Source organism: Streptomyces sp. NPDC018026 (genome assembly GCF_044327745.1).
Taxonomy (GTDB): Bacteria; Actinomycetota; Actinomycetes; order Streptomycetales; family Streptomycetaceae; genus Streptomyces; species Streptomyces rubrogriseus.
Genome location: NZ_JBIRFY010000020.1, coordinates 48,692 through 66,899 on the forward strand (window position 1 = coordinate 48,692; position 18,208 = coordinate 66,899).

Here is an 18,208-nt window from a genome sequence, read left to right on the forward strand (position 1 = left end):
CCGGACGTGTCGGCGACGGCCATTGGTAGCAAGAGCGCGTCCAGCCGGTTCTTCGAAGGGGCTTCTGTGCGCCGTACCGTCGGGCTCACCACTGCTGTGACCGCTCTGCTCCTTCCCGCCTCTGCCCACGCCGTCCCGTCTCCGGCCGCCCCCCGTTACCCTTTTCGTGGCTCCGCAATGGGGCCTCCGGCCTTCGGGTCCGGCATGACTTCCCCCCTTGTTGTTCATGATCCGGGGGGTGGTGTCTCCGGGTCCGGAGGCATCGACGGACCGCTGATGAGGGGCTTGAGCACCGGCTTCACCAGGCCGGAAGAGCTCTCCGTAACGTGGTTGTGGCAGCTCGGTGCCGAGGCAAGGCCGGGCGAAAGCGTGATGGCGGGGCCTGCACGTGATCGACACCGGCGACATCGACGTCTTCCTCGGCCTGGACGTTGGCAAGGGCGAACACCACGCCACCGCCGTCACCCCGGCCGGCAAGAAGGCGTTCGACAGGCGCCTGCCCAACACCGAGCCCAAGCTCCGCGAGCTCTTCGCGAAACTCCAGGCCAAGCACGGAATAGTGCTGATCGTGGGCGACCAGCCGGCCTCGATCGGCGCCCTGCCGCTGGCGGTCGCCCGGGACATGGGCTGCCCGGTGGCCTATCTGCCGGGACTGACGATGCGGCAGATCGCCGGCCTCTACCCCGGCGAGGCCAAGACCGATGCGAAGGACGCGTTCATCATCGCCGACGCGGCCTGCGCGATGCCGCACACGCTGCGGGCGATCGACGGCGAGGACGAGACGATCACCGAGCTGGAGATGATCGTGGGCTTCGACGACGACCTGCCGGCGAGGCCACTCGGGTCGCGAACCGGCTCGACGGCCTGCTCACCCAGATCCACCCGTCCCTGGAGCGGGTGTTGGGGCCGCGGTTGCAGCACCCGGCCGTCCTGACACTGCTGGAACGATTCGGGTCTCCGGCCCAGATGCGCAAGGCGGGGAGGCGACGGCTGGTCACGCGGCTGCGGCCGAACGCGCCGCGGATGGCCGAGCGGCTCATCGATGAAATCTTCGCCGCACTGGACGAGCAGACCGTGACCGTTCCAGGGACCGAGGCGGCCGTGCTGATCGTCCCGAGCTGGCCGGGGCACTCACCGCCGTGCTTGACCACGGAAACTGTTGGCCGGGCGAATCGAGGAACTTCTGGAGGCCCACCCTCTTTCGAAGGTCCTGACGTCGATGCCGGGAGTCGGCGTCAGGACCGGAGCCAGGATCCTGATCGAGGGTGGCGACGGCAGCACCTTCCCGACCGCCGGCCACCTCGCCGCCTACGCCGGTCTCGCCCCGGCGACCCGGAGCTCAGGCTCATCGATCCGCGGCGAACAGCGTCGCGGCGAGGAAACAAGCGGCTCAAACGGGCCTTCTTCCTCTCCGTATTCGCAGCCCTGGCGGATCCGGCATCGCGGGCCTACTACGACAAGAAGATCGCCCAGGGCAAGCACCACACCCAGGCCCTGCTCTGCCTTGCCAGACGCCGGGCCGACGTCCTGTTCGCGATGCTCCGTGACGGAACCTTCTACGAGCCCCAACCGGCTGCGGCCAGGTGAGGAGTTCAGATCGCTCGATCAGTCCTCCGGCCGAAGGCGCTGACGAGCGGCGTCAAGCCGCTGGTCATAGTCAGGCGCGAACAACTCGGGAAGGGTCTTGTCGAGGGTTCCGGCGATTCGATGAATCGGTGCCCAGACCGCCGGATCGTCGACAACGCGGCTGAGGTCCGTCATCTGGAGCTTCTCCAGCCAGTGCGACAGCACCAGTGCCTCGTCACTCGTGAGCTTGATAGTGATCTGGCTATCACTCATGCACACCTCTACGGCTCGGCCCGCCCTTGACCGCACGAACCTACTGGCCTCGGACCTTGACCAAACACATGGGGGCACCCCCGACGCGGGAGCCCTCCGATGCAAGGCAGCGCTGAGGGTGCCGTCGTCACCCTTCCGGCAGTGCACAGGCCGACCTGTCGAGGAGGCAGGCCGGGGTGAGTGACTACTAAAGATCCTGGACGGCGCGCAGGGCGGCGTCCACGCGGGCCATGGCCGCGGTGTCGACGGGGCCGAGGAGCTTGGCGCCGTCGAAGCGGTCGAGGCGCAGCTGGGCGATGTTGACGGCGACGGCGGTGCACGCGATGGGGTCGCCGATGACGACGGACATGGCGGTGTCGGGGTAGCGGCGGCTGTCGTGGAGGACGATCGCGAGGACCGCGCCGTAGGCCTCTTCGAGGCCGGTCAGGCTGATGATCAGGACGTTGCGGCCGTCGGGAAGCGCCCAGATTTCCCCACGGTTCACAGGGCGTCGCCCTCGCCCGTCAGGTCGTCGCCGAGACCGAGCGTGGCGAGCTGCTTCGCGGCATCCAGCGTGGCGGCGCGGCGGGCGGCGCGCACCACGTAGGCGTTCACGGAAAGGCCGGCCTCGGACGCGGCGGCGCGGATCGAGGGGGCAAGGTCGTCCGGGACGCGCAGGGTCATCGTGGTGACAGACATGACAGCAAGAATAGACACCGGATTGTGGTGGCGTAAATGATCGGCGAGCACCGGCAGCGGTGCAGCTGCCGCCACAACCATCCAGACACGTTCTGCAGAGCAGCGTTCCGGTAGCCTCGTCAGCCCCGCACACCGGTGCGGAGCTGGAGGCCTTTCTGGGGAGCGTGGGCTGATGAAGGACGAGGAGGTCGTCGCGCGCTTCGACGGCCGGGGCCGGGTCGAGCTGCTGCTCGGCCGCTTGGAGAATGTCTTTCAGCGCAACACCGATCAGATCGGCTACGCGTTTGGCTATCGGCTGCTGTCCACCGAGATCATCGGCCGCGCCCGCATCCGCTATCTCTACGAACGCGACGACTCTCCGCCCGCGCGCCGCCGGGCCGAGTTGACCATCGCACGCCTACATGCGGGCGGCTCCGTACTGCCGGCGTCGGATCCGCCCCCGCCCCCGCCTCCATCGCCCCCGCCTGCCATGTAGCTTCCCCCACGTGAAACGCCGGAGAGGGAACCGACCCGGCGTGCGGGAATTCAACGGCAGCCCCGATCAGTGAACTGATGCAGGCTTCTATGGGCCTCGCCAGGGCGGATCACTGGCCCCCGGCTCTTCTCGTGGGACGCCGTGGTGGGTCGCTGTTCCGGTGTTCGGGGGCTCGTGGGGGAGCAACCTGCGTGTCCTCAACCCGGAGCACGAGCACTGGCGGCGCGGGCGTGAAGGCCGCCGTCATCTACGCCCGCGAGCACGGCGACCTGAAGGTGCCCTTCACGTTCCGCGTGCCCACCGTCGACGGCCAGGAAGCGACGGGCAAGGGGTGACCGGCTTCGCTCGCCGGGTTCCCGCCGGGGCAGTGGACCGCCGACGCGCGCTGGTTCTACGCCCGCGGCGACATGGACGCCGGCCGCATCGCGTAGCTGGAGAAGCTCGGCATGATCTGGTCGCACTTCGACGTCGTGTGGGAGGAGGACCTGTCCGCCGCGCACGGGTGAGCGGCCGAACACGGGCACCTCCTGGCCCCGCTGGACGCCAACTACCAGGGGCACCCGGTGGGCATCCTTCTGAAAAACGCGCGGGCCGCCGCCCGGAAGATGCAGGAGAACGAGCAGCGGCGTGCCACGGGGCTGCCGCTGGAGTCGTCGGCCGGGGCGCTGTCGGACGAGCGGCGCGAGCAGTTGGAGGAGATCGACGCGTCCTGGTGCCCAGAGTGGCCAGTGTCGTGGCAGCAGTGCTTCCACCTGGTGAGGATAAATCTGGACACTGGTGAGGCGCTGCCCACCGAGACGGACGACGTCGTGCGCCAGTGCGAGGATGTCGGGCGGTGGGTGCAGTCGATGCGGCTCGGCTGGGACCAGCTCACGGCCGTGCAGCAGTGGATGTGCGAGCAGGTTTTCGGGATCGGGCCCGCGACCGAGGACGAGAAGCCGAAGCCGCGCCGTACGCAGGCCGACAAGTGGGCAATGCATACGAGGCCGCCAGGCAGTTCTACGAGCGCGAAGGACACCTCAGATCCCGAGGGAGCACGTCGAACGATGGTCGGCGAGGACCAGGAGGATCGGAAGCACAAGCTGGGGGCCTGGATCGGGAACCAGCGCAGCCGGGCGGCGACTTTGACGCCGGAGCTGATGGAGCTGCTGTCCGGCGATCGGGGTGCGGTGGTCCTGATGGTGGGCGCCGTCGTCACCGCGGCCGATCAGGCCCCCGCTTCACCGGGCGTGGGCCCGCGGCGGCGCCGGCCGACAGGCCGTCATCGTCTTGGTCCACGCCGTCACCGCGCCCGCACCGGCTGGCGCATCATGCGTGCCCCGGCCACCGACGCTCGGGTGCTCGTGCCCGTACGAGATCCGGACTGAGTTGCCAACCGCACCCGGACAGACAAGGGAGGCGCCTCGTGAGCACCGAGCAGCACGACGCCAACGCGTACGGCCAAGAGCTGGCCCGCATCAGCCCTCACCACCACAAGGCCGCGGCAGCGCGGCTCACGGTCTTCCAGGCCCTGGTTGCCGTGGGGATCGGACACGAGCAGGCCGAGGACATCGTGGCGAAACTGGAGGCCGGGGCGGTGGTCGGCGCCCCCCTGGTCTCCGAAAGCAGCGCCCCGCACGGGCCCGAGCTGCGGTTCGAAAACGGCTGGCACGCCGGTGTCCGCGACGTAGCCAGCTACTTGCTGTGCATCGCCGACGCCACCGCCATCACGGGACGGGGGCTCACCGCATCCGGCGCCATGCTGATCGTCCACCTCCAGCAGCCCGCTTCCCCTGCTCTCCAGGAGGATCCGGTGGATGACCCGGGCTGGCTCCATAGCCGGACGCGAAGGACGTCCTGGCGGCCGCAGAACGCTTCCCGTGGGCCCTGGCCGCGCGCAGAACATCAACTGGCTCGTCGATGACTGCAGTTCACAGCCAATACCGGTCGAGCACCCAACACGATCGACGTGTACGGTCGGGCGGTCGAGGACCACCTGCGGTTCTGCGCAGCGGAAGGCACGGACTCGCTGCTGGCCCGCGCGGACACCGTCGCCGCCTGGGTCAGGGACATGCTGGGCCGGTCATCGCGTCGCTCGCACTCCCAGGTCCTCGCTGAGCTCGCGGGAAAATCAGTCCCAGCGTTGCCGTGGTCAAGACCAGCGCCTCGGCACTGACCATCGGCTCGGGCGGGTCGGTGGACCGCGAGGGGCCGATCGTGCAGATCGGCTCCGTGCTCGGGTCGACTCTGGGCCGCCTGACCAGACTGACCGAGGGCCGGATGAAGCTCCTGGTCGCGTGCGGCGCGGCAGGCGGCGTCGCCGCAATCTCCAATGCCCCGCTGCGAGGCGTTATCTTCGCGATGGAACCGATACTGGCCGCTTCAGCATCGAGGCGTTCGGGGCCACCGTTCCTCGCCGGCGTCGTGGCCAGCATCATCGGCCGCGCCGCCTTCGGAGACGTCGCCTTCCCCACTCTGCTGGCCTTCCATGTCCAGCACCTGATCCGGTACGCCCTCTTCGCCGTCCTGGGAGTCCTCGCGGACGGGGGCGGAGTCGGGCATGGGCAACGGCCTCGGCGAGACTGAACCAGGCCACCGCCTCGATCCAGTCGACCGACTGGGCGTGCTGCTCCATGCGTTCACCTGCCCGGTCGTCGAGGTCGTCCATGATCGGGTGGGCAGGTACCCCGAAGCGGACCGGCCTCCACAGAGAGACTCGACCAGTCGCAGGGCCCGGACGCCTCATGTCGGAGTGCGTCCCTCAGAGCGGTCCTCTCGGCGAATCATCGTCCGCCACCGCCACCGCCACCCGTTCCCGGACGTCGTGCACGATTCGGATTCCGGTAACCAGGACGATCGGAGTCGGAGGCGACCGGGCGGTCGGGCAGGCGGAAGGATCGCACCACCGCGATAACGCAGGCGATGACCAGCCCGACGGCCCAGCCGGACAGACTCCTCAGCGCGTCCACCACGCCTGTCGCGCCCTCAACCCCGCGCGGAGGTACCAGCCCTTTCGGGTCGTAGACGAGCGCCAGCGCGTCCCCTGGGCGGGTGGCCTGGGTGCAACCCCGCCAGATCCGGGCTGTGGAAGGCGCTCCGCCACGGCCTTCCACCGAGCAGAAATAGCGGTCCCGGACCCCGAACGCCTTCTCACCCACCTGGACGGATGTCACGACCACGGACCGTTCCTGCCCCCGGGCCGTGAGGACCACGCCGGCGGCGGTCTGAGGCGTGTGCAGTGCGAGGCCCAGGGCCAGGACGGCGACGATCCCCACCATGGCCCGGCCGGCGCGGACCAGGAGCAGGTAGAGGACAAGGCCCAGCACGCACACCAAGCCCACCTCGCCCGCGGCGAAAGCGGACTCGCCGGTCCAGGCTCCGAAAACGCCGGCGCCCACGATCAACCCTGATCCAAGGACTCCAGCGAAGAGGCCCTCACCCATCAACCACTGAGGCGGCAGGCCCGTGAAGTCCGCCGGCCCCCAGACCACGGCGCGCACATGAGCCGCCGCGTGAGAGCCGTGCGCGGACGGGCCCCGGCGCCGTCTGCTCATATGTAGGCTCCCTCACACCCGCAACGGGCATGAGACCCGCTCCACCGATTCATTGCATTATGCAAAATAGAGTACGGTGTCGTCATTCCCACCGAGCGGGGACGGCTCGGTGTCGGCAGCCGGCACGGAGGGCTCCGCACCCGCCTCATTGAAGGCGACCAAGGCGTCGATCAGCACTCTTCTCTGCTCTGGCCTCAGACGTTCGACGATGACGGCGATCTCCGCGCGCTGCCGGGTGGTGACCTCCTCGACCGTGCGACGTCCCTCCGTCGTGAGCCGAAGCAGGGTTCTCCGCCGGTTGTCGGGATTGCCCTGCCGGTCCGCCAGCCCGGCGGCGATGAGCCGGTCGACCATGCGCATGGCCGGTCGAGGGGGCGACATGGAGGAGGTCGGCGAGAGTGACGAGTTTGGTGGCGCCCCGGGTGGAGAGGACGACCAGCATCCGGAACTGCGGCAGCGTGACCCGGTCCTCGACAGCGGACAGGGAACGGGCGAGGCATGGGTCTTTTCTACAGGGAACCTTCATTTAGACTGTGCAAATTTTTGCTTGCCGAAGTGATAGTCAGCAGGTTCTCCACCCCGCCGAGGCGGGGAGTGAACACCGCCCACCCTCGTGGAAGGCGAGCATGACACCCGACGAAACGGAGCCCGCCAGACCCCGCGTTCCCACCGGCTGGCGCAGGCTGGCCGCTCGCGCACCCATCCTCGTTTTCCGGGCCGGCCTGGGACCGCTGCTCGGCAGACCGTTGCTGCCGTTGCACCATGTGGGCCGGATCAGTGGAAATGACCGCCGAGTGGTTCTCGAAGTCGTGGCGTACGAAGCGCCGTATCGCTGCTGGACAGTCTCCTCCGGTTTCGGCCCGCTCCGACTGGCACCGCAACCTGCGTGCCCAGCCGAAGACGGTCGTGGAGTTCGGCAACCGCCACCACGGCGTCACCGCCCGCTTCCTCACTCCCGACGAAGGCGCCGACGTCATGGCGCACTACGGGCGACGCCACCCCCGCACCACCCGCCGCCTGTGGCACCTACCTGGGACTGCCCGCCGACGGCACCGAGTCGGCGTTGCGCGAGGCCGGGCGCGCGATCCCCTTCGTGCGCCTCGAGACAAACACCTGCCCACCGAACGCGCCGCGCCGCGCCAACCATGCCCCCCCCGGAAGTGAGCGACAGTGCCGAATCCCACCCCTGACTCGGTGTGGGGACGATTCCTCACGGACAGCGAGGAAGCCATCGCCCGGTCCGCACCGCGAGAGTCGTCTGCCCGGGACCGGACTGGGCATCCGGAGAGGAACGTCCGTGTGGGCGACGCCTGGTACCGCGAAGACGCACCGGCCGAGCCCCCATGGCGCCACCTTGGCACACGCGGGCGAATACGCCGCCTCGGGCGCGTCCTGGCGGGCGCGGCCGCGCTCGCCGTTCTCTGGGACCCCAAGTCGCCATCGGGCGCTCCCACCCCCGCCCCGGTGGCGTCGTCCAGTCCTAGGAAGAGGCACTCAACGCCGTCGAACTGGTCGGCCGGCTCGGCCTCGAGGACCCGGTACTGCGCGTCGCCGACCTCCTCGCCCGCGGTGGCGCCGCGCCCCTCCTGGCAACCCTCACCGCCTACTTCGACGCCGGCTGCGTCGCCGCAGAGGCCGGGCGCCGCCTGTCGCTCAGCATGTGGGCCTCACATACCGGCTGGAGCGCATCCGCCACCCCACGGGTGCCGACCCCACCGATCCTGCCCACCGCTACATGCTGCAGACCGCCACCATCGGCGCCCGGCTCCTGGACTGGCCCGCACGAGAAGGCTGAGCCCGCTGCATGGCATTCCTCCTTCGTCGTCGGTGACGTGCGTACCAAGGCCCACGACCGCACCCGCATAGGTGCATACGACACGCTTCCCGCGTCCGTATAACGGTCGGGTCTCACCTGTCGGGACATTCCCTGGTCACGAGCAGTGACGTGAGATACATCACTAAGAATTTGGCAAAGACGTGGTAGAACAACGCAACTTCGCAGGTGGCTCGGCCAACCACCGCATCGCGGAGAGCCGACCTGTCGCCGACCCGTTCCCTCCCCCCACCCGGCCCGGTCACGGTCCGAAACCGCACCGTGCACCCCGGGTCCGCTCACCGGACAACGACGTTCGCCCAGAGACCGCTCAACCAGGCGAGACCCCCCAGCCCGCCCGACCAGCGTCACCGAGGTAGCCACCGTGTCACTCGACTCCGTCACCCAGTCCGTCGACGAAGCCGTCAGCGGATTCTTCGAGCCCATAGCCAAGTGGCTGGGAGAAGTCGTCTTCTACACCGTCCCCGTCGGCGGGACCGACCTGCCGCTCATCGTCGCCTGGCTCGTCGTCGCCGGCCTCGTCTTCACCGGCTGGTTCGGCCTCGTCCAACTCCGCAAGTTCAAACTCGCCGTCGACGTGGTGCGCGGCAAGTACGACGAGAAGGGATCGACCGGCGAGGTCAACCACTTCCAGGCGCTGACCGCGGCCGTCTCCGGCACGGTCGGTCTCGGCAACATCGCCGGTGTGGCCGTCGCCGTCTCCATCGGCGGTCCCGGCGCCACCTTCTGGATGATCCTGTGCGGCCTGCTCGGCATGGCCACCAAGTTCGTCGAGGTCACCCTCGGCGTGAAGTACCGCGAGGTGCACCCCGACGGCACCGTCTCCGGCGGCCCCATGCACTACCTTCCCAAGGGCCTGGCCGAGCGCTTCGGCAAGAACGGCAAGACCCTCGGCAAGGTCCTCGCGGTCCTCGCCTCCTTCCTCATCCTGTTCTTCGGCCTCTTCGGCGGCAACCTCTTCCAGGTCAACCAGTCCTACGCCCAGCTGGTCTCGGTCACCGGCGGCGAGGACGGCGCGCTCGGCTCCTCCGCCGGCGCCCTGTTCTTCGGCATCCTGATCGCCGCGCTCGTCGGCATCGTCCTCCTCGGCGGCATCCGCTCCATCGCCAACGTCACCAGCAGGCTGGTGCCCGCCATGGCCGGCATCTACGTCGTCGCCTGCCTGATCGTGATCCTGGTCAACATCACCGCCGTCCCCGACGCCGTCGTATCCATCGTCGAGGGCGCGTTCAACCCCGAAGGGGTCGCCGGCGGTGTCCTCGGCGCACTGATCATCGGCTTCAAGCGGGCAGCCTTCTCCAACGAGGCCGGCCTCGGCTCCGCCCCGATCGCCCACTCCGCGGTCAAGACCAAGCACCCCGCCAGCGAGGGCCTGGTCGCCCTGCTCGAACCGTTCATCGACACCGTCGTCGTCTGCACCATGACCGCCCTGACCATCGTCATCGCCAACCCCGCCAGCTGGGACGAGGCCCGCGCGGGCGAGGACATCGGCGGCGTCACCATCACCTCCGACGCCTTCGAGACGGTCCTGCCCTGGTTCCCGTACATCCTCACCGTCGCCGTGCTGCTGTTCGCCGTCTCCACGGTGCTGACCTGGGGCTACTACGGCCTCAAGTCCTGGACGTACCTCTTCGGCCGCAGCCGGGCCAGCGAAGTGACCTACAAGATCGTCTACACCGTCTTCGCCGTCGCCGGTTCACTGCTCACCCTGCAGACCCTGATCGACATGGCCGACGCCTTCCTCTTCACCCTCGCCGTCATCAACATCATCGGCCTCTACCTCCTCGCCCCCGTCGTCAAGCGCGAACTGGGCTCCTTCCTCGAATTCGTCCGCGCCCGCAAAGCAGACCCGAACGCCGGAGACGGCGACGACGACCAGGAGCCGGTGAAGACCACCGTCTGACCGCTCACACGGCCCGGCTCCTCAGGAACGGGCCCGTGCCCACCCCGCGCCTGGGTGAGCACGGGCCCGTTCGCCGTGCCGGCGCCGACGGGAGGGGCGGACAGCACGCGTTGTCACGCGGGGACAGGCAGCCCGTGTTTGCGCGCGTAGGCCGCACGGCAGCTCTTCGCGCAGAACCCCATGGTCCGACCCTCGTACTCGAGCATGGAGACCCCCGTCCCAGACGCACGCGCATGCCACACATCGGATCGACCGTGACCCCTTCGGCAAGGTCGGCACGGGCAGCATTGGTTCGCGCCCCGGTACTCCGCTGTCCTGTGGCCGACGACCTCATCGGGGGTACCGGGCTTGCCGTCCATCCCGATACTTCCGTCGGCGATACCGACGACATTGATCCACAGGTGCCCCTCCGGACGCTGCGCCCATGCGAACGGTCGCGGCGACGGACCGCGCGACGCACCATGCCGGCAGTGGTCCGCCCACAGTGGCGGCACGCTCCCGGGCCGCCGGGGACCATCGCCGGTGGTCCAGCCGTCAAGTTCGCGGAAGCCGGCGTGCATCATCGCGCGCGCACGGCGGATGGTTTCCTCCGCCACACCCTCTTCCGCACCGACCAGCACCCGGCAGACGTCACCGGCGAGTTCCTCGCGATCGTCAGCGGCCAACGCACCGCGCGGGCACGCGATACCAAGAAGGGCGTCCGCTGCTGCGGCCCACGCCGGGCACCGCCTTACCGGCCCACCCTGGTCGACCCTTACCGCGCCACCTGCGCGAACGCCGGGCAGCCGACCCCGCCGTCCCCGTGAAACAGCTGTTCCGGGAAATCCAGGAACAGGGCTACGCCGGCAGCTTCAACCTCCTCTACCGCTGCATCACCCAGGGTCGTGCAGACGGCGCCCGACCCGTCACCATCCCGCGACGGCTGGCCCGTCTCCTGCTCACCCACCCCGACCGCCTCCGGGACACGGACACGACCCTCCTCGCCCAGCTCACCGCGGCCTGCCCCGAGATGACCCAACTACCGCGCGCTCTACCGCGGAGACCCCGCAGGACGCCAGCCCGCACGTCGCTGGTGCTGAGCGGGAGCTTCTTGGCGGTGAGGGATGCCGCGGCCTGGTCGCGGCGCCGGCTTTCTACCATGGCCCGCATGCCCGACACGAACACCACTGATCGCTGGGAGCGGCGCACCCAGGGGCCACTGCTGGCGCTCGCCGTACTCTTCGCCGTCGCCTATGCCCTGCCGGTGGTCATGCCCGATGCCCCTGAACAGGTGTTGTCCGCCTGCCACGTCGCGAACTGGGTGGTGTGGGCGGCCTTTGCGATCGACTATGCCGTACGTCTGTGGCTGAGCGAGGACCGGCTGCGGTTCGTGCGGAGCCATCCGCTGGCGCTGCTGGCGGTCCTGCTGCCGCTGCTGCGCCCGCTCAGACTGCTCAAGCTGGTGTCGATGCTGCTGCTCGCGGGACAGCGGGCACGGATGGCCTCGCAGGTCAGGGTGACGACGTACGTCACGGGGTCGTGCCTGGGACTGCTGGTGTTCGGGGCGCTGGCGGTGCTGGAGGTGGAGCGCGGCAAACCCGGGGCGTCCATCCAGACGCTGGGGGACGCACTCTGGTGGGCATTCACGACGATGACGACCGTCGGATACGGCGACATGGCGCCGACGACGGGCCTTGGCCGGCTGCTGGCGATCGGGCTGATGCTGTCCGGGATCGCACTGCTCGGTGTGGTCACCGCGAACATCGCGGCCTGGTTCATCTCCCGCTTCGAGAGGGACGATGCGGAGGAACGGCGGCAGACGGCGGCCATCGAGGCGCTGACGGAGGAGGTTCGGGCGCTGCAGGCTCAGGTGGCGACGCTGCGGGCCCCGCAAGGAGCACCGTCCGAGCTGAGCGTTCTCCCGGCTCCGACACCGAAGCGCGACTGAACGCCACGGGCCTCTGTGGGAGGACGGCGTCGCACTGGGCACGTTGGTCGTCCCGGCCATCAGGAAACCGGGCCATGGCGGCGAGCTCAGTACCGCCTCCGCCGCGCCAGGGCCGAAGGGGAACATGTGGACCGGGTAGGGTGACCGCCGTCCCAGGTCCAGTCGGTCCGGCGGCGCGTTCTCATCTGTCGTGACGGGTAGTCGCCCGCGTACAGGAAGGAAGCAGGTGGCAGGACGTCTCGTGGCACTACGGCACGCTCTGTTCACCGCGCACCCTGCCCGCACGGTTGTCATGGCCTTCGCCGCCGTGGTCATGATCGGCGCGGTGCTGCTCGCCCTCCCCCTCGCCTCGGAGGCGGACACGTCGACCGACTTCGTCACCGCCCTCTTCACGTCCACGTCCGCCGTCTGTGTGACGGGATTGGCGGTCGTGGACACAGGGGCGTACTGGAGCGATTTCGGCGAGGGAGCGATCCTGGCTCTGATCCAGGTCGGCGGCTTCGGAATCATGACCATGGCATCCTTGCTCGCCTTGCTGGTGTCCGGAAAGCTGCGGCTCAAGCTGCAGCTCACCGCCCAGGCGGAGACAAAGAGCCTGGGCATCGGGGACGTGCGCCGGGTCCTGCTGGGAGTGGCGGGCACCACCTTCGCCGTCGAGGCCGCTGTAGGGGCCACCCTCTCCCTGCGCCTTCGCTACGGCTACGGCCTCTCCATCGGTGACGCGATGCACCACGGCTACTTCCACGCCGTTTCCGCGTTCAACAACGCAGGCTTCGGACTGCACGGAGACAGCCTCACCCGGTATGCCGGCGACCCGTGGATCACCCTGCCGATCGCGGCGGCCGTGATCCTGGGCGGTATCGGCTTCCCTGTCCTGCTGGAGCTGCTGCGTCACCGCAACCGTCATCGCACCACCGGCCGACGCAACTGGACGCTGCACACCAGACTGACCCTGATCACCACAGCCGTCCTGCTGGCCGCGGGCACCGTGCTGACCTGCCTTCTGGAGTGGACCAACCCCGGGACCCTCGGACCCCACACGGTGCCGGACAAGCTCCTCAACGGCTTCTTCCACTCCGCCATGTCGCGGACCGCCGGTTTCAACGCCGTCGACGTGGGAGCCATGCAGCCGTCGACTCTGCTGATGACGTGTGTCCTGATGTTCATCGGCGGCGGGAGCGCGGGCACCGCGGGTGGGATCAAGGTCACCACCTTCGCCGTGCTCCTCGTCGCCATCGCCGCCGAGGTGCGGGGCGAGCCGCACTCCTCCGTCCTCGGACGCCGACTGGCTCCGCACGTACTGCGTCAGGCACTGACCGTCGCCCTCATGGGGGTGGCTCTGGCCATGACGGCCACACTCGCCCTGCTGAGCATGACGTCGCTGCCGTTCGAGGGCGTGCTCTTCGAGGCCGTCTCCGCCTTCGGCACCGTGGGCCTGTCCACCGGCATCACCGCCGACTTCCCCGAGGCAGGGCAGTTGATCCTCGTCCTTTTGATGTTCGTCGGCCGGCTCGGACCGATCACCCTGGTCTCGGCGCTGGCACTGCGCGAACGCACCCGCCGCTACGAACTGCCCGAGGAGCGACCCGTCATTGGCTAACCCACTGCGCGTACTGCGCCGCCGCAAACGCCCCGGCACCCGGCTCCCCCACAGCCGTGACCAGCGGGTCGCTGTCATCGGCCTGGGCCGCTTCGGCAGCTCTCTCGCCAGCGAGTTGATGCGCAGGGACTGGGACGTCCTCGGTATCGACACGGACGCCCGCCTGGTCCAGAAGCACAGTGACAGCCTGACGCACTCGGCAATCGCGGACTGCACGGATCCGGAAGTCCTGCACCAACTCGGCGTCCACGACTTCACCAGCGCGGTCGTCGGTATCGGGACCGACATGGAGGCCAGCATCCTGGTCGCCTCCAACCTGCTGGACGCCGGGGTACCCAACATCTGGGCCAAGGCCGTCAGCCGCCAGCACGGCCAGATCCTCGAACGCCTCGGCATCCACCATGTGGTCCTCCCCGAGCATGACATGGGCGAACGCGTCGCCCACCTGGTGACCGGCCGCATGCTCGACTTCATCGAGTTCGACGACGACTACGCCCTGGTCAAGACCGTCGCCCCCCAAGTCGCCACCGGGGTGTCGCTCGGACAGAGCCAGGTCCGCAGCACGTACGGCGTCACCGTGGTCGGCATCAAACGCCCGGGAGAGGACTTCACCTATGCCACCGCCGACACCGTCGTCCAGGCAGGGGACGTCATCGTGGTCACGGGAAGGACGCGGGCCGTGGAGACCTTCGCAGACCTCAGCTGAAGGGAAGACGCAAGGTCGCCTACGCCTCGATTTGCGGGTGAGGCTTCTTCTGGACGGGCCGCACCGACAGGCAGGTCCGTCCGTCGGTGGTCCCGCACTCGCCCGGAGGACACCACCCCATCTCATCGGTTCATGGGCAGCATTGCCTCTGACAGGCCCCAGGCGGCGGTGCCGCCTCCCCGCCACTCGACGAGTGGAGTGCGGTCCAGTTCCTCGACCTCCAGCTCGACACCGTGCCGCCGTGCCAACAGGATGACGTCCTGGACGCCGTGTGCCACTCCGACGACCCTGCCCTGAAGCGACATGGCACGACCCTCCATGAAGGTGGGGGCGTGAACGACGATGGGGGCAGCCCTGCCCCGTTCCACACCTGGCGGCTCCGGGCACGACCAAGGACCACTCCCAGTCCGGAGATCACTCGGGGCGCGCTGCGCATGGCCGCGGCGCACGGCCTGATCCCTCGCCTGTCCATGTGCGAGCATCCGAAGGCTCCCCTGTCAGCGCCGGCAGTCGTGAGGCTGGGAGATCACCCGCCGATTCCCCCTTCGTACCTGCCCCTCTGATGCTGCCGGATGCCGTCATGAGAGGTCCATGGATGAAGTAGCGCACATTCAGCATCTGTTCCCTGCCGGAGTCCGGCAACGAACGAGGCACGGTACGGTGCCGTCACTCCCAACCGAGAGGGGACTGCTCGGTGGCGGCAGACGGAGCTAGGGGCTCTGCGCCTGCCGAGTTGAAGGCGGCCAGGGCATCGATCAGCGCCAGTCGCTGTTGCGCGCTCAGACGTTCGACGATGAGGGCGATCTCCGTGCGCCGCCGGGCGGTGACCTCCTCTACCGTGTGGCTCCCTTCCGCCGTGAGCCGCAGCAGAGTCTCCCGCCGGTTGTCCGGGTTGGTCTGGCGGTCCGCCAGCCCGGCGGCGATGAGCCGGTCGACCATGCGCATGGCCGTCGAGGGGGCGACATGGAGGAGGTCGGCGAGAGTGACGAGTTTGGTGGCGCCCCGGGTGGAGAGGACAACGAGCATCCGGAACTGCGGCAGCGTGACCCGGTCCTCGACAGCGGACAGGGACCTGGCGGAGACAGCCACCAGCAGCCGGGAGGCGGTCAGCACCTCCCGCGTGACCGCGTCGACGTCCTCCATGGTCCCCTCGCGGGACTCGCGCTCCACCATGGGTCTTTTCTACCTGGATCTTTCATTTAGACTGTGCAAAATTTTGCCTGCCAAAGTTACACCCAGCGGCCTCTCCGCCCCATCCGTCCAGGGAGGGGACACCGCTCACCCCGCGGAAGGCGAGCATGACACCTGACGAAACGGACCCCGCCAGACCCCGCGTTCCCACCGGCTGGCGTCGGCTGGCCGCTCGCGCACCCATCCTCCTTTTCCGGGTCGGTCTGGGACCGCTGCTCGGCAGACGATTTCTCCTGCTGCACCATGTAGGCCGGGTCAGCGGAAACGACCGCCGAGCGGTTCTCGAAGTCGTGGCCTACGAAGCGCCATACCGCTGCTGGACCGTAGCCTCCGGCTTCGGTCCGCGCTCCCACTGGTACCGCAACCTACGCGCCCAGCCGAAGACGGTCGTGCAGTTCGGCAACCGCCACCACGCCGTCACCGCCCACTTCCTCACTCCCGACGAAGGCGCCGGCATCATGGCGGACTACGGCCGAGAGCACCCTCGCACCGCCCGCCGCCTGTGCGCCTACCTGGGACTGCCCGCCGACGGCACCGAGTCGGCGTTGCGCGTGGCCGGGCGCACAATCCCCTTCGTCCGCCTCGAAGCGGACACCCATCCGCCGAGCGCGCCACGCCGACCGTGACTCGTCGACACCCTGGAAGTGAGTAGTAGTGCCGAATCCCATCCCCGAATCGATATGGACACGGTTCCTCACCGACAACGAAGAAGCCATCGCCCGTTCCGCGCCGAGAGAGCCATCAGCTCGGGAGAGGGCTGAACGGCTGGACGGGAACGACCACGTCGGCGATACATGGTTCCACGAAGATGCACTGCCCGAACCCGCATGGTGCCACCTCGACACCCGCGGACGCATACGCCGCCTCGGGCGCATCCTGGCAGGCGCGGCCGCACTCGCCGTTCTCCTGGCGCTCTTCTCCTGCCTTCCCGAAGAGCCTGTCGGCCTGCCCGTGGAGCCCGATGGCCCCTCGCCGCTCCAGACGTCCAGTGCCATTGTCGATTCGCCGACCCCCCTCGCCCCTTCCGGACAGTTGACGGACGCCACATAGGGTGGCCCGGAGACCGGCACGCTGGTGCCGTCCACCGGAATCCTGGGCCTCCACAGCCCCACGTGCTGGCCGGGCTCTGGGGGATACGCTGTCGACGGGAAGTGCACGGAGAGCACGCGACTGTCTCAGGGGGTGGGTGTGGGAGGCAGGGAGATCACCGGGGAGTACCTGGTCGGCTACGAACAGATCCTGACGGAGGCCGCCTCCACCGGACGTCGACTCACCCGCGACGAACTCGATTCCCGGCGGGCGTTGGGCGAACGGGCGGCGGAGGCCGGGCACGGGCTGCGCGTGCTGGTCAGCGAGCACCTGGCTACCGCACTGGCCGTCTGGCCCCGTTTCTCCACGCCCACAGACCAGGCCCTCGCCGCCGTCCACCAGGCAATCGACGCATTCGCCGAGGGCTACGAACGCGCTCAACGCCTCGCTGTACGGCAGGAAGAGGCCGCGCGCCGCGAGTTCATCGACGACCTGCTCCACGGCCGCAGCGACCTGGGCCGCCTCGCCGAACGCGCCGAGCGTTTCGGACTGCGACTCTCCCACGCCCACGCGGTCGCCGTCGCACAGGGCGCCACCTCCTACGACGAGGGATCCGGCGTCTCGCGCCAGGTGGAACAGGCACTGATGACACGCTTCGGGAACCGCAACGTCCTGCTCACCACCAAGGACGGCCGTCTGCTGTGCATCGCTCCGGGCAACGAGGACGACGTGCTGCCCTACTTCGCCAAGCAGGCCCACGCCGCCACCGACGGCGGCCAGGTCGCGATCGGCCGCTCCCACCCCGGGCCCGGCGGCGTCGTCCAGTCCTACGAAGAAGCTCTCAATGCCCTGGAACTGGCTGGCCGGCTCGGCCTCGACGACCCGGTACTGCGCGCCGTCGACCTCCTCGTCTACCCCGTCCTGACCCGCGACCGCCAGGCCATGGCCGACCTGGTCCAGGACACGCTCGGCCCACTCACCACCGCCCGCGGCGGCGCCGCGCCCCTCCTGGCAACACTGACCGCCTACTTCGACGCCGGCTGCGTCGCCGCGGAGGCAGCGCGCCGCCTGTCGCTGAGCGTGCGGGCACTCACCTATCGGCTGGAGCGCATTCACCACCTCACGGGCGCCGATCCTGCGGATCCTGCGCACCGCTACATGTTGCAGACCGCCACGATCGGCGCCCGGCTCCTGGACTGGCCCGCCGAGGAGGAAGGAGCCCTCCGCTGAAACTGTCCACCGGCGCCGTAGCCTCACGCAAGCGTTGCTCACGCCCGTCTCCCCGGCGAGATCACGTCGGCGAAGGACGTCGTTTCCGCCCCCGGGCGGAAACGACGGTCTCGGACAGCAATTGGCCAGAGCGCAGCCGCAAAGACGGCGGGGTGGCCCGTAGTGTGCGTCGGACTTCCTCGGATGGAGGGCGCGTCTTCATGTTCTCGTAGGGATGACACACCAGCAGGAATAGTGGTTGTGAGGCAAAGGGGCGCATGTGG

16 protein-coding genes and 6 pseudogenes are annotated in these 18,208 nt (G+C 68.9%); 15 read left to right on the forward strand and 7 right to left on the reverse strand.

Annotation, left to right across the window (positions count from 1 at the left end; all coding sequences use genetic code 11):
* The first annotated feature begins 388 nt into the window (after positions 1-388).
* Positions 389-1,587: pseudogene (locus ACH4D3_RS37475) on the forward strand (IS110 family transposase).
* A gap of 18 nt (positions 1,588-1,605) precedes the next feature.
* On the opposite strand, the gene ACH4D3_RS37480 reads toward ACH4D3_RS37475, so the two are convergent.
* The 3 genes from ACH4D3_RS37480 to ACH4D3_RS37490 form a co-directional block, all read right to left on the reverse strand.
* The gene (locus ACH4D3_RS37480) at positions 1,606-1,839 is read right to left on the reverse strand and encodes a hypothetical protein (protein WP_398332089.1); all 234 of its coding nucleotides are present in this window, start codon (positions 1,837-1,839) and stop codon (positions 1,606-1,608) included.
* 187 nt (positions 1,840-2,026) lie between these two features.
* The gene (locus tag ACH4D3_RS37485) at positions 2,027-2,323 is read right to left on the reverse strand and encodes a hypothetical protein (RefSeq protein WP_398332092.1); all 297 of its coding nucleotides are present in this window, start codon (positions 2,321-2,323) and stop codon (positions 2,027-2,029) included.
* The gene (locus ACH4D3_RS37490) at positions 2,320-2,517 is read right to left on the reverse strand and encodes a toxin-antitoxin system HicB family antitoxin (RefSeq protein WP_398332094.1); all 198 of its coding nucleotides are present in this window, start codon (positions 2,515-2,517) and stop codon (positions 2,320-2,322) included. Before ACH4D3_RS37490 ends, ACH4D3_RS37485 begins: the two co-directional genes overlap by 4 nt.
* Before the next feature lie 172 nt (positions 2,518-2,689).
* Here ACH4D3_RS37490 and ACH4D3_RS37495 point away from each other — a divergent pair, with 172 nt between their 5' ends.
* The 5 genes and pseudogenes from ACH4D3_RS37495 to ACH4D3_RS37515 all read left to right on the forward strand — a co-directional run.
* Positions 2,690-2,992 carry a hypothetical protein gene (locus ACH4D3_RS37495; protein ID WP_398332097.1) on the forward strand — a complete coding sequence of 101 codons (303 nt, stop codon included), beginning with the start codon at positions 2,690-2,692 and terminating at the stop codon, positions 2,990-2,992.
* A 191-nt stretch (positions 2,993-3,183) separates the two neighbouring features.
* The gene (locus ACH4D3_RS37500; RefSeq protein WP_398332100.1) at positions 3,184-3,327 is read left to right on the forward strand and encodes a hypothetical protein; all 144 of its coding nucleotides are present in this window, start codon (positions 3,184-3,186) and stop codon (positions 3,325-3,327) included.
* A 228-nt stretch (positions 3,328-3,555) separates the two neighbouring features.
* Positions 3,556-4,359, forward strand: a complete 804-nt coding sequence (locus tag ACH4D3_RS37505) for a hypothetical protein (RefSeq protein WP_398332103.1) — start codon at positions 3,556-3,558, stop codon at positions 4,357-4,359.
* Positions 4,360-4,397: 38 nt separating this feature from the next.
* Positions 4,398-4,895, forward strand: coding sequence for a hypothetical protein (locus ACH4D3_RS37510; RefSeq protein WP_398332105.1), 498 nt, complete (start codon positions 4,398-4,400; stop codon positions 4,893-4,895).
* Between the two features lie 200 nt (positions 4,896-5,095).
* Positions 5,096-5,530: pseudogene (locus ACH4D3_RS37515) on the forward strand (chloride channel protein); the annotation flags it as partial.
* 224 nt (positions 5,531-5,754) lie between these two features.
* On the opposite strand, the gene ACH4D3_RS37520 reads toward ACH4D3_RS37515, so the two are convergent.
* Positions 5,755-6,525, reverse strand: coding sequence for a hypothetical protein (locus tag ACH4D3_RS37520; protein ID WP_398332108.1), 771 nt, complete (start codon positions 6,523-6,525; stop codon positions 5,755-5,757).
* Positions 6,526-6,582: 57 nt separating this feature from the next.
* Positions 6,583-7,018, reverse strand: a pseudogene (locus ACH4D3_RS37525) (MarR family winged helix-turn-helix transcriptional regulator); the annotation flags it as partial.
* A 133-nt stretch (positions 7,019-7,151) separates the two neighbouring features.
* On the opposite strand from ACH4D3_RS37525, the pseudogene ACH4D3_RS37530 reads away from it, so the two are divergent.
* The 7 genes and pseudogenes from ACH4D3_RS37530 to ACH4D3_RS37560 form a co-directional block, all read left to right on the forward strand.
* Positions 7,152-7,681, forward strand: a pseudogene (locus tag ACH4D3_RS37530) (nitroreductase family deazaflavin-dependent oxidoreductase); the annotation flags it as partial.
* A 268-nt stretch (positions 7,682-7,949) separates the two neighbouring features.
* Positions 7,950-8,320, forward strand: a pseudogene (locus ACH4D3_RS37535) (helix-turn-helix domain-containing protein); the annotation flags it as partial.
* Between the two features lie 403 nt (positions 8,321-8,723).
* Complete coding sequence (locus tag ACH4D3_RS37540) at positions 8,724-10,262, forward strand: alanine/glycine:cation symporter family protein (protein ID WP_398332111.1); 1,539 nt, start codon at positions 8,724-8,726, stop codon at positions 10,260-10,262.
* 719 nt (positions 10,263-10,981) lie between these two features.
* Positions 10,982-11,283 (forward strand): annotated as a pseudogene (locus tag ACH4D3_RS37545) (ISL3 family transposase); the annotation flags it as partial.
* A gap of 117 nt (positions 11,284-11,400) precedes the next feature.
* Positions 11,401-12,189 (forward strand): potassium channel family protein, encoded by a 789-nt coding sequence (locus ACH4D3_RS37550; RefSeq protein ID WP_398332230.1) that lies wholly within the window; start codon positions 11,401-11,403, stop codon positions 12,187-12,189.
* 226 nt (positions 12,190-12,415) lie between these two features.
* Positions 12,416-13,789, forward strand: coding sequence for a TrkH family potassium uptake protein (locus tag ACH4D3_RS37555; RefSeq protein WP_398332114.1), 1,374 nt, complete (start codon positions 12,416-12,418; stop codon positions 13,787-13,789).
* Positions 13,782-14,495: a potassium channel family protein gene (locus ACH4D3_RS37560; RefSeq protein ID WP_398332117.1), complete on the forward strand. Its 714-nt coding sequence runs from the start codon at positions 13,782-13,784 to the stop codon at positions 14,493-14,495. Before ACH4D3_RS37555 ends, ACH4D3_RS37560 begins: the two co-directional genes overlap by 8 nt.
* A 122-nt stretch (positions 14,496-14,617) precedes the next feature.
* Here the strand turns inward: ACH4D3_RS37560 and ACH4D3_RS37565 are convergent, their stop codons facing one another.
* Positions 14,618-14,800, reverse strand: a complete 183-nt coding sequence (locus ACH4D3_RS37565) for a hypothetical protein (protein WP_398332120.1) — start codon at positions 14,798-14,800, stop codon at positions 14,618-14,620.
* Positions 14,801-15,161: 361 nt separating this feature from the next.
* Entirely contained in the window at positions 15,162-15,668 is a 507-nt protein-coding gene (locus ACH4D3_RS37570; RefSeq protein ID WP_398332123.1) for a MarR family winged helix-turn-helix transcriptional regulator, read from the reverse strand.
* A gap of 125 nt (positions 15,669-15,793) precedes the next feature.
* Between ACH4D3_RS37570 and ACH4D3_RS37575 the strand changes: the two genes are divergently transcribed.
* Positions 15,794-16,312 carry a nitroreductase family deazaflavin-dependent oxidoreductase gene (locus ACH4D3_RS37575; protein ID WP_398332126.1) on the forward strand — a complete coding sequence of 173 codons (519 nt, stop codon included), beginning with the start codon at positions 15,794-15,796 and terminating at the stop codon, positions 16,310-16,312.
* A gap of 562 nt (positions 16,313-16,874) precedes the next feature.
* Positions 16,875-17,945: a PucR family transcriptional regulator gene (locus ACH4D3_RS37580; RefSeq protein ID WP_398332129.1), complete on the forward strand. Its 1,071-nt coding sequence runs from the start codon at positions 16,875-16,877 to the stop codon at positions 17,943-17,945.
* Positions 17,946-18,208: the final 263 nt, after the last annotated feature.

Excerpts from the sequence above, each read along its gene's own strand:
- ACH4D3_RS37480 (WP_398332089.1), bottom strand. The coding sequence starts at position 1,839 with ATGAGTGATAGCCAGATCACTATCAAGCTCACGAGTGACGAGGCACTG.
- ACH4D3_RS37490 (WP_398332094.1), bottom strand. The coding sequence starts at position 2,517 with ATGTCTGTCACCACGATGACCCTGCGCGTCCCGGACGACCTTGCCCCC.
- ACH4D3_RS37495 (WP_398332097.1), top strand. The coding sequence starts at position 2,690 with ATGAAGGACGAGGAGGTCGTCGCGCGCTTCGACGGCCGGGGCCGGGTC.
- ACH4D3_RS37520 (WP_398332108.1), bottom strand. The coding sequence starts at position 6,525 with ATGAGCAGACGGCGCCGGGGCCCGTCCGCGCACGGCTCTCACGCGGCG.
- ACH4D3_RS37550 (WP_398332230.1), top strand. The coding sequence starts at position 11,401 with ATGGCCCGCATGCCCGACACGAACACCACTGATCGCTGGGAGCGGCGC.
- ACH4D3_RS37565 (WP_398332120.1), bottom strand. The coding sequence starts at position 14,800 with ATGTCGCTTCAGGGCAGGGTCGTCGGAGTGGCACACGGCGTCCAGGAC.
- ACH4D3_RS37570 (WP_398332123.1), bottom strand. The coding sequence starts at position 15,668 with ATGGTGGAGCGCGAGTCCCGCGAGGGGACCATGGAGGACGTCGACGCG.
- ACH4D3_RS37575 (WP_398332126.1), top strand. The coding sequence starts at position 15,794 with ATGACACCTGACGAAACGGACCCCGCCAGACCCCGCGTTCCCACCGGC.